This window comes from uncultured Flavobacterium sp. (genome assembly GCF_963925185.1).
Lineage (GTDB): Bacteria > Bacteroidota > Bacteroidia > Flavobacteriales > Flavobacteriaceae > Flavobacterium.
This window is the reverse complement of record NZ_CAWURC010000033.1, coordinates 25,234-35,679: the sequence shown is the minus strand read 5'-3', so window position 1 is coordinate 35,679 and position 10,446 is coordinate 25,234. Positions and strand designations below refer to the sequence as shown.

Below are 10,446 nucleotides of genomic sequence, written 5' to 3'. Positions count from 1 at the left end.
GGTATTCCGATATAAATATCAAAACCACAACCAATAACAAAATAAATAACTCCGATTTCTTGAATTTTGTAAACATATAGTATTCTTTTATAATTTAGTTCAAAAATAAAAAAAAAATATTACAGAAAATCAAAATATTTTAATTTTAACTATTGTTTATTCAAATAATAAAATAAAAAATTATATTTTTATTAAATTTTTATTGAATTTTATAATAAATAAGCAATTAGGTAATTCGGTGTAATGCATCCTAATTTTTTCTTTAATAATTTGGTAAATCAATTTTTCCATCAATTATACTTGCGAAAATCATATCATCATCACGAAAACCAATATTAAACTAAAACTAACCAATCAATCCAAAAAATAAACTTTTATGACAAGATTAGATTCATTATGTGTTTTTTTGTTATCGGATAATTTTAAGAAAAAAATTGAAAAGATTATTATCTTTTTATCGATAATTTCTTTTTTGTTGCATTTAATTTTTATTGTTTTAAATAAGCTACAAATCATTCAATTAGGAGAACTCTCTACATTATTTATTCACCCCATAGCTGCGATTTATACGCCATTTTCATTTATCCTTGTTTATGAAGTATATCTATTGGTTTATTATTTACCCAAATCGACCTCTATATACATCGGTAAACAATATGAAATTATATTATTAATTGTCATCCGACGTATCTTCAAAGATATTTCTAACCTGGAATTTACAAATAATTGGTTCATTGTAAAATATGATCTTATTTTCATGTACGATCTCGCTGCAGTAATAATACTATTTTATCTGATTTTTAAGTTTTATCGACTTAATGATGAAAACAGCATTAACAGTCGAAAAAAAGATAGCAAAATTAGCACCGAAGTAAAAAATTTCATCAAAACAAAAGAATATATCGCCACTTTTTTAGTAATAATCGTTTTCATTTTATCGCTTTACAGCCTCGGACATTGGTTGTTGGATAGCTTTTCGTCTATTGATAAGTTGGTTTATGAGTTTAAAGATGTAAACAAAATATTTTTTGATGATTTTTTTACATTATTAATTTTGGTTGATGTTTTTTTACTTTTATTTTCATTTTTACACTCGGATAAATTCAGTAAAGTAATAAGAAATTCGGGTTTTATAATTTCAACAATAATGATTAAACTTTCTTTTAGCACCGAGGGTATATTAAATGTAGTACTTATAGTAATGTCGGTGGTATTTGGAATCGTTATATTGGCGATACACAACAAATATGACAAATTAGAAAGTGATTTTTAATTTCTTTTAAGTATTTAAACATAAAAAACCGAGCAATTTCTTACTCGGTTTAGTCTATTATCTAAAAGTATATTATCTAAAAAACAATTACTTCACTTCTTCATATTCAACATCTTGAACATTGTCTCCTTGCGCTTCTGCTTGTGGCTCGGCAGCTTGTTGACCTTGTTCTCCTTGAGCGTACATTGCTTCTGTAGCTGTTTTCCAAGCTGCGTTGATTTTGTCAAGTGCAATTTGGATAGCATCAACATCTTGAGATTGGTGTGCCATTCTCAATTCAGTTAAGGCATATTCGATGGCTACTTTATTGTCATCAGTTAATTTCTCTCCCAATTCTTTCAATTGAGATTCCGTTTGGAAAATCATTCCATCGGCTTCGTTCAATTTTTCGGCTCTTGATCTTGCGATTTTGTCAGACTCAGCGTTAGCTTCGGCATCTTTTTTCATTCTTTCGATTTCTTCAGAAGTCAATCCAGAAGAAGCTTCGATACGAATATCGTGAGATTTTCCAGTTCCTTTATCCGTTGCCGAAACTTTGATGATACCATTGGCATCAATATCAAAAGTTACTTCAATTTGTGGAACACCCCTTGGTGCTGGTGGAATACCGTCTAAGTTGAAACGACCAATTGTTTTGTTATCAACTGCCATGGCTCTTGCACCTTGAAGAACGTGTAGTTCAACTGTTGGTTGAGAATCTGCAGCTGTAGAGAAAACTTGAGATTTTTTGGTTGGAATAGTAGTATTAGACTCGATAAGAGTTGTCATAACGCCACCCATAGTTTCGATACCTAAAGATAAAGGTGTAACGTCAAGTAACAATACATCTTTTACATCTCCAGAAAGAACTCCACCTTGAATAGCTGCTCCAATGGCAACAACTTCATCAGGGTTAACTCCTTTAGACGCTTTTTTACCAAAGAATTTTTCTACTTCGTCAGCAATTCTAGGCATACGAGTTGAACCTCCTACAAGGATCACTTCGTCAATATCAGAAACAGATAAACCGGCATCTTTCAACGCTTTGGCAACTGGTGCCATAGAACGTTTTACTAAAGAGTCAGTTAATTTTTCAAATTGAGCTCTAGTTAATTTTTTAACCAAGTGTTTTGGTCCTGAAGCTGTAGCAGTTACATATGGTAAGTTAATCTCCGTTTCAGCAGAAGAAGATAATTCGATTTTTGCTTTCTCAGCAGCTTCTTTCAAACGTTGCAAAGACATTGGATCTAAACGTAAATCAATACCTTCTTCCGTTAAAAATTCAGCAGCTAACCAGTCAATAATTTCGTGGTCAAAATCATCTCCACCAAGGTGAGTATCACCATTTGTAGAAAGAACTTCGAAAACTCCGTCTCCTAATTCAAGAACAGAAATATCAAATGTACCGCCACCTAAATCGTAAACAGCAATTTTTTGATCCACTCCTTTTTTATCTAAACCATAAGCCAAAGCTGCAGCAGTAGGTTCGTTGATAATACGCATTACTTTAAGACCTGCAATTTCACCAGCTTCTTTTGTAGCTTGACGTTGTGCATCATTAAAATAAGCAGGAACAGTAATAACCGCTTCAGTAACGGTTTGACCTAAATAGTCTTCAGCGGTTTTTTTCATTTTTTGAAGAGTCATCGCTGACAATTCTTGAGCAGAATACAAACGACCATCAATATCAACACGTGGTGTATTATTGTCGCCTTTTACTACTTTGTAAGAAACTCTTTTTGCTTCAGCTGTAACTTCAGCAAAAGAATGACCCATAAAACGTTTGATAGAAGCAATAGTCTTAGTTGGATTAGTTACTGCTTGTCTCTTAGCAGGATCCCCTACTTTAATTTCTCCACCTTCAACAAAAGCGATGATAGATGGCGTTGTTCTTTTTCCCTCTGCGTTAGGAATAACAACTGCTTCATTACCTTCCATTACAGAAACACAAGAGTTTGTCGTACCTAAATCAATTCCGATTATTTTACCCATTTTTATTTATATTTAATTTTATTATATACTTAATTTAGCATCTCGAGTTGCTACAGTCAATCTTTGTGCCAATAGAAAAAACCAAGTGAATTGTCAGTTTTTGTTAAAATTGTCGTTAAATAATATGACAAATTGACATTTTGAGTTGCTTTACTTATTTTTTATAGCTTGTCATTTAAAATTTAAAACTATCAAAAATATTTACTTCTTTATATTAGTTATATTAGCAAAACCATAATTCAAGTTTTGTAATTAAAACAAATTCTAAAATGATAAACCAAAACATTATTTTATTTAAAACAGCACATTTAAAATACTTCTATTTAATAGTTTTAATTATATTGGTTTCCTGTAATAAAAAAAACGAAGAAACAACTTTAACAAAACAGGATTTTTGCGGGAGCATTCATAGAAATGACACCAAAACACTTTCAAAAGAACTGGACGATTTTTCGAAAATAATGCAGACCAAAACGGGTGTTTATGTATTGGAAGACGGGGGCGGATCACTGGTTACCAGAGCGTGGCTCACCGAATATGCCGAAAAGACAATCGATATCCAGTATTTTATTTTTTCTACAGATAATGTCGGACTCATTGCCTGCGATTACTTGGTAAGAGCAGCCGACAGTGGCGTGAAAGTCCGTATTATTGTTGATGATATTATGGTAGAAGCCGGAATAGAAGACATCTTGACTTTAGATTCTCATTCCAATATCAGTATCAAAATCTACAATCCTGGAGTCAATCTTGGCAAAAATATATTTGGAAAAATAAAAAAATTCACAACCGATTATCGATCGGCAAACCTACGGATGCACAACAAAACATTCACCGTTGATGGAAAAATTGTCATAACTGGTGGGCGAAATATAGCCGATGAATATTTTGACTATGACCACGAATATAATTTCAGAGACAGAGACGTGCTATTAGTTGGAAAAATCGCCGAAGATGTCAACAAATCGTTCGAAAGCTTTTGGAACAGCTCACTCAGTGTTCCTATAACCGATATAACGGATGAAGTCGCCAAAGATGCAAATGACATTCACAAGTTCGATAAACTGCATCAATATGCTTGCAATCCAGAGAATTTTTGGCCCCAAATTCGAAGTAAAATAGAAAATTTTCACAATACCATTCAAGACATAAAAGAGTCCAAAGAATTGATTTGGGTAGACGATGTTTCCTTTATTTCGGACGAACCAGGAAAAAATGACGGCAAAAGCGGTTTAGGCGGTGGCGGGAATACAACAACTGCTTTAATCAATTTGGTCAAAAATGCAAAATCCTCGATTGATATTCAAACGCCGTATTTAATTACCTCCGAACTGAGTCGAAATCTTTTTAGAGAAGCGGTTCAGCGTGGCGTAAAAATTAGAATTCTAACCAATAGTCTTGCATCAACTGACAATATAGAAGCTTTTAGCAGTTATCAAACTGATAGAAAAAAGTTGCTGGAAACCGGAATCAAAATCTACGAATTCCGTCCTGATGCTGCCGAACGAACCAAAATTATGACTGGAGAATTACAAAAAGCATTAGATTATAAACCTGTTTTTGGGCTTCATGCAAAATCGATGGTTGTCGACGGTAAAACAACCGTGATTGGAACTTTTAATCTAGATCCTCGAAGTGCCAATTTAAATACGGAATGTATAACTATTATTCCTTCTGAAAAAATTGCAAGCGAAGTGCTAATTGGGATGGGAAATGAATTCCAACCGGAAAATTCTTGGGAAACAACTTTAGAGTCAAACCCGGATTCAAAAGTGGGTAAAATCAAGAGAATCAAAACTTGGACTAGAAAAATTATTCCAAAAAATATTTTATAGAATGCTTCAATTTTTCTAGCTAAAAAGGTTGTTGTTTTTTAAAATTTATAAATTTAATAAAAATTAACTGTGTTTCGATTTTAGTTTTTTAACCCATTTTCAAAAATTCATAGCAAATTGTAAAGCTAATTTTTAACTATACCTTAAAAATACTCCTTTAATCTCCATTGTATCAGTAGCTATTCTTAAAAAAGAACTTAAATTTTATCAAATTCCTAATTTTTAATAGTTAAAAAATTCTTTTTACTTATTCATTCTCCTATATTTGTTCAACGAAATCTATAAATATGGAAGAATGTATCTCGGTTTTTGATATGTTAAAAATTGGTGTTGGACCTTCAAGTTCACATACACTCGGTCCTTGGCGTGCAGCCGAACGTTTTTTAGTCGAATTGAGAAAGAAAAACTTAATACATTCTCTAAACAGAATTAAAATAGATTTATATGGTTCGCTTTCCCTTACAGGAAAAGGCCATGCCACAGATTTAGCAATCCTACTTGGTTTAAGCGGTCAAAATCCAGAAAATATCCCCGTTCAAAATATCGCAGGAATTACAAAATTAATCAAAGACTCCCAGGAAATAAATCTTGGAAACGAAATAAATATTCATTTCGATTTTTCAAAAGACATCATTTTTAATAAAAAATTCCTTCCTTTCCACTCAAATGGAATGACCTTTACCGCTTACGCAAAAGATGGAACTAAATACCGTTCGACCTTTTACTCCATAGGTGGTGGTTTTGTGGTGAAAGAAGAGCGCACCAATGCCAAAAAGAAAATCAAAATAAAATGTGCCTTTCCGTTTCCTATTGAAAATGCTGCTGAATTGTTGAATTATACCATTCAGGAAAACAAAAACATTTCGGAAATTGTGTTCGAAAATGAGAAATCCATGCGCTCAGAAGCCGAAATTCATTACGAATTGATGCGAATTTGGAGAACGATGCTCGAATCAATGTATATAGGTTGCCATTCCGAAGGCATTCTTCCCGGAGGTTTAAACGTGCGTCGCAGAGCCTTTGATATGCACCAAAATCTCATTGGTTTGTCTAATTATAATTCGCCACAAACTTGGCTAGAACAAATACGAAAGACAGAAGTGAAATTTCGCCAAATCCTGAAATGGGTTTCGTGTTTTGCCTTAGCTGTAAATGAAGTAAATGCCGCTTTAGGACGTGTAGTTACTGCTCCTACTAACGGAAGTGCTGGCGTGATTCCATCAGTTTTAATGTATTACTTGGTTATAGAAAATCACGATGCTGGAGAAAAAGAAATTAAACAATTTCTAATGATTGCAGGAGAAATAGGAAGTGTTTTCAAAAAAGGATCTACTATTTCCGCAGCAATGGGAGGTTGTCAGGCCGAAATTGGAGTTTCATCGGCAATGGCTGCAGCGGCTTTATGTGAATTAATGGGCGGATCACCAGCTCAGGTTTTGATGGCTGCCGAAATCGCTATGGAACATCATCTTGGATTAACTTGTGACCCAATAGGTGGTTTGGTTCAAATTCCGTGTATAGAAAGGAATACAATGGGCGCCATAAAAGCAATAAATGCTGCTGAATTAGCTTTAGAAACGGACCCAAAAAATGCAAAAGTGCCATTGGATAAGGTGATTGACACCATGTGGCAAACCGCTAAGGATATGAACAATAAGTACAAGGAAACTTCCGAGGGAGGCTTGGCGATAGCCGTGAATATGGCAGATTGTTAATTTCATTATGCTAAAAAATAACCGATTTTGTTATTTCATAATTATAATTTCTGTAATCCTAATTGGTATATTGTCCCGGAATATTGATGGTGTTCCAACTTTTTTTGGAGACACGTTGGATGCAGTTATGGTTTATTTTGGTGTGCGGTTACTCGGTATCAATAACGATTTTATAAAGACCGCGGTAAATGCATTAGTTTTATGTTTTTGCATTAAATTCCTTCAATTGTATAGAGCCGATTGGATTTTAGAAATCCTACGAACAACATTAGGACATTATGCATTAGGACAGGGTTTTCTCTGGAGCGGATTGGTTTATTATACTCTTGGAGTGCTAATTTTTTCATTAATGGATTCTAGTTTAGTTAATAAAAATTCAAGAGAATAATTGTTCTTTAAAACATTTTAATACTTTTTAGATACCGATTTTAAAGAGTCTGTATATAAAAATTGTAATCGCTTCCAATTTTAGATTATTTGATTAATTTTACACTTTTAAATACAAATCATAATTCCTAAATATAAATAATGTCAGCAGCAAAAAAAGATTATAAAAGAATTACCACAAAGTCATTAATCGAAATGAAAGCCAATGGAGAAAAAATTTCCATGCTTACATCTTATGATTATTCAATGGCAAAAATTGTTGATGCTGCTGGTATCGACGTGATTTTAGTGGGGGATTCTGCTTCGAATGTTATGGCGGGTCACGAAACTACACTTCCTATTACTTTAGACCAAATGATTTATCACGCATCAGGTGTTATTCGTGCAATAACAAGAGCGCTAGTTGTAGTCGATTTACCTTTCGGGAGTTATCAATCGGATCCAAAAGAAGCCTTGCGTTCTGCTATCAGAATTATGAAAGAAAGCGGAGGACACGCTGTGAAACTTGAAGGTGGAAGCGAAGTAAAAGAATCTATAAAAAGAATATTGAATGCCGGAATTCCAGTGATGGGACATTTGGGTTTAACTCCACAATCTATTTATAAATTTGGAACTTATACCGTTCGAGCAAAAGAAGACGAAGAAGCCGAAAAATTAATTCAAGATGCAAAATTGCTCGAAAAATTAGGTTGTTTTGCCATTGTTATCGAAAAAGTTCCAGCACATTTAGCCGAAGCAGTGGCCAAAAGCATTTCGATTCCCGTAATAGGAATTGGAGCTGGTGGAGGTGTTGACGGACAAGTTTTGGTTATTCACGATATGTTAGGAATGAATAATGAATTTAGCCCTCGGTTTTTGCGTCGTTATATGGATTTGTATGACGGAATGACAAAAGCAATTGCACAATATGTTGCCGATGTGAAGTCGAGCGATTTTCCAAATGAGAAAGAACAGTATTAAGTCTCCAAAATCCAAAAGGAAAAATAATAACGCAACTAATTTTCATTAAAGATAACATCATAATTAGCTTGTCTTTTTGAATAAAAAATATTTTAACATGCCAATAATTCCCAACACAAGCATTGTCATCCCTTGTTACAATGAAGAAAAAGGGATTTCAAATAGTGAATATTCCAACTTTTTGAAGAATAATCCAGAGGCATTTATATGTTTTGTAAATGATGGATCCACAGATAAAACACTGGAATTGCTAAATGTTTTAAAGGCAAAATACGACACTCAAATTCACGTTCTTTCTTTGAAAAAAAACTCAGGTAAAGCAGAAGCCGTTCGAGCTGGAATTAATTATTGCAATATAAACTTTCAACACCAATATATCGGTTATCTCGATGCTGATTTAGCAACTACTCTTGAAGAATTTATGGAACTTAGGAATCATTTACAAGAAGAAATAATCTTTAGTTTTGGTTCACGAATCAGGAAAATTGGTTCTACAATCGAACGTGAAAACAGTCGGTTTTTGATAGGAAGAGTCGTGGCTACTTTTATTTCTAACATTCTTGAAATCAAGGTTTATGATACGCAATGTGGCAGCAAACTGTTTACAAAAGAAATCTCTGAAGTCTTATTTCAAAAGAAATTTATATCAAAATGGTTATTCGATGTGGAAATATTCTACAGAATGATTCATATTTTTGGAAAAGAAAAAGCTATCGAAAAAATGCGAGAAATACCGTTGAAACTATGGGTCGAAAAAGGAGATTCTAAAGTGAAATTTACTTACGGTTTTAAACTGTGGTATGATTTGTTTGAAATTCGCCGGAAATATAAAAAAATAGCAAAGAATACCTTAATTCAATCCCAAAAATAAATGATTTCAGAAAAACTTAAAAACAACTCCTTCATTCTATATATTTCCGTAATTCTTATTGCAATTTTTAGATTATTGTTAACAGCAACGATTCCGTTATTAGATAAAACCGAAGCTAGATATGCCGAAATTGCTAGGATTATGCAAGAAACAAACCAATGGATTGTTTTGCAAATAGATTACGATGTTCCGTTTTGGGCAAAACCACCTTTATCGACTTGGCTATCTGCGGCGAGTTTTTTACTATTTGGAATCAATGAATTTGCATCAAGATTTCCTTCTTTTTTGCTTAGCATTCTCTTGATTATTATTGCTGGAAAAATGGTAAAAAAAAGCGGTGCTTCATTTTATCTACCAGGATTTATTTTGTTGACAATGCCTGAATTCCTGATACATACCGGAGTTGTTTCAACAGATACAACACTAGAGTTTTGTGTGGCAATAATGATGATTTCTTTTTGGCAAACAATAAAAAGCGAGGTAAAAACCTATTGGAATTATGTGTTTTTTATTGCTTTAGGATTTGGATTATTGGCAAAAGGACCACTAATAATTGTGCTTACTTTTCCCCCACTCTTTATATGGTGTTGTTTAGATGTCAAAAGATTTAGAGCACTATTTTCAAAATTTTCGATACTCCTTGGAATTCTGATTACGGCAATAATTGCCATTCCTTGGTATTATTTTGCAGAGCAGGAAACACCTGGTTTCCTAGATTATTTCATAGTTGGCGAACACTACAAACGTTTCGTCGAGCCGGGATGGAAAGGGGATTTATATGGCAGTGGTCATTCCCAACCAAAAGGAATGATCTGGGCTTTTATGTTCGTTTTTGGACTTCCTTGGATACAAATTGTGTTTTATAAATTATGGAAAACAAGAAAGACAATATTCAAAAATAGTTGGATTTCCTTCCTGGTTTTATGGATGCTCTGGACTCCCCTATTTTTTACAATGTCTAAAAATATATTGCATACTTATATGCTCCCAATAACGATTCCTATTATGTTTTTAATCGTTTATTGGTGGGAAGATTTTACCAATAAAAAACTGATAATTCGCACCGCATTGATTTTTCCGGCAGTTGTTTTTCTTGCTTATTTTGGATTGTTTACCACAGGAAAGCTAGATCAATATATGAATTCCGATAAATATCTTTTAGAAAACATAAAAATCAAATCCGAAAATAAAGAAATTCCTTTGTATTATTGGAAAGATAAAAATTATTCGGGTCAATTTTATTCCATTGGCAAAGCCCAAATTCTTAAAAACGAAGTGGAACTAGATTCTGTTATGGACTTGAACAAAAAGATGTTTTTTGTGATTCCAACAAAAAATGAGCAAGATATTTCGAAAATACATCTTGATAAAATGACCCTAATCCAAAGTAATTTTAAAACTTCTATTTTTGAAATTAAATAATGAGTCCCAATA

At 33.2% G+C, this 10,446-nt stretch carries 8 protein-coding genes; 7 read left to right on the top strand and 1 reads right to left on the bottom strand.

What is annotated here, in order from left to right; all coding sequences use genetic code 11:
* Positions 1 to 376 precede the first annotated feature (376 nt).
* The gene (locus tag AABM59_RS08155; protein WP_338408471.1) at positions 377 to 1,273 is read left to right on the top strand and encodes a hypothetical protein; all 897 of its coding nucleotides are present in this window, start codon (positions 377 to 379) and stop codon (positions 1,271 to 1,273) included.
* Positions 1,274 to 1,360: 87 nt separating this feature from the next.
* Here the strand turns inward: AABM59_RS08155 and dnaK are convergent, their stop codons facing one another.
* The gene (gene dnaK / locus AABM59_RS08150; protein ID WP_338408470.1) at positions 1,361 to 3,244 is read right to left on the bottom strand and encodes a molecular chaperone DnaK; all 1,884 of its coding nucleotides are present in this window, start codon (positions 3,242 to 3,244) and stop codon (positions 1,361 to 1,363) included.
* A 269-nt stretch (positions 3,245 to 3,513) separates the two neighbouring features.
* Between dnaK and AABM59_RS08145 the strand changes: the two genes are divergently transcribed.
* The 6 genes from AABM59_RS08145 (at position 3,514) to AABM59_RS08120 (ending at position 10,434) form a co-directional block, all read left to right on the top strand.
* The gene (locus AABM59_RS08145; protein WP_338408469.1) at positions 3,514 to 5,079 is read left to right on the top strand and encodes a phospholipase D family protein; all 1,566 of its coding nucleotides are present in this window, start codon (positions 3,514 to 3,516) and stop codon (positions 5,077 to 5,079) included.
* 287 nt (positions 5,080 to 5,366) lie between these two features.
* Positions 5,367 to 6,794, top strand: a complete 1,428-nt coding sequence (locus tag AABM59_RS08140; protein WP_338408468.1) for an L-serine ammonia-lyase — start codon at positions 5,367 to 5,369, stop codon at positions 6,792 to 6,794.
* A gap of 7 nt (positions 6,795 to 6,801) precedes the next feature.
* On the top strand, positions 6,802 to 7,182 hold the full coding sequence (locus tag AABM59_RS08135; RefSeq protein WP_338408467.1) for a DUF2809 domain-containing protein: 381 nt from the start codon (positions 6,802 to 6,804) through the stop codon (positions 7,180 to 7,182).
* A gap of 140 nt (positions 7,183 to 7,322) precedes the next feature.
* The gene (gene panB / locus AABM59_RS08130) at positions 7,323 to 8,141 is read left to right on the top strand and encodes a 3-methyl-2-oxobutanoate hydroxymethyltransferase (RefSeq protein ID WP_338408466.1); all 819 of its coding nucleotides are present in this window, start codon (positions 7,323 to 7,325) and stop codon (positions 8,139 to 8,141) included.
* Positions 8,142 to 8,238: 97 nt separating this feature from the next.
* A complete protein-coding gene (locus AABM59_RS08125) occupies positions 8,239 to 9,012 on the top strand; it encodes a glycosyltransferase (protein ID WP_338408465.1) in 774 nt (257 codons plus the stop codon).
* On the top strand, positions 9,013 to 10,434 hold the full coding sequence (locus AABM59_RS08120) for a glycosyltransferase family 39 protein (RefSeq protein ID WP_338408464.1): 1,422 nt from the start codon (positions 9,013 to 9,015) through the stop codon (positions 10,432 to 10,434).
* Positions 10,435 to 10,446 lie beyond the last annotated feature (12 nt).

Bases quoted from the DNA above. Each gene is read 5' to 3' on its own strand.
- AABM59_RS08155 (WP_338408471.1), top strand. From the start codon at position 377: ATGACAAGATTAGATTCATTATGTGTTTTTTTGTTATCGGATAATTTT.
- dnaK (WP_338408470.1), bottom strand. From the start codon at position 3,244: ATGGGTAAAATAATCGGAATTGATTTAGGTACGACAAACTCTTGTGTT.
- AABM59_RS08145 (WP_338408469.1), top strand. From the start codon at position 3,514: ATGATAAACCAAAACATTATTTTATTTAAAACAGCACATTTAAAATAC.
- AABM59_RS08140 (WP_338408468.1), top strand. From the start codon at position 5,367: ATGGAAGAATGTATCTCGGTTTTTGATATGTTAAAAATTGGTGTTGGA.
- AABM59_RS08135 (WP_338408467.1), top strand. From the start codon at position 6,802: ATGCTAAAAAATAACCGATTTTGTTATTTCATAATTATAATTTCTGTA.
- panB (WP_338408466.1), top strand. From the start codon at position 7,323: ATGTCAGCAGCAAAAAAAGATTATAAAAGAATTACCACAAAGTCATTA.
- AABM59_RS08125 (WP_338408465.1), top strand. From the start codon at position 8,239: ATGCCAATAATTCCCAACACAAGCATTGTCATCCCTTGTTACAATGAA.
- AABM59_RS08120 (WP_338408464.1), top strand. From the start codon at position 9,013: ATGATTTCAGAAAAACTTAAAAACAACTCCTTCATTCTATATATTTCC.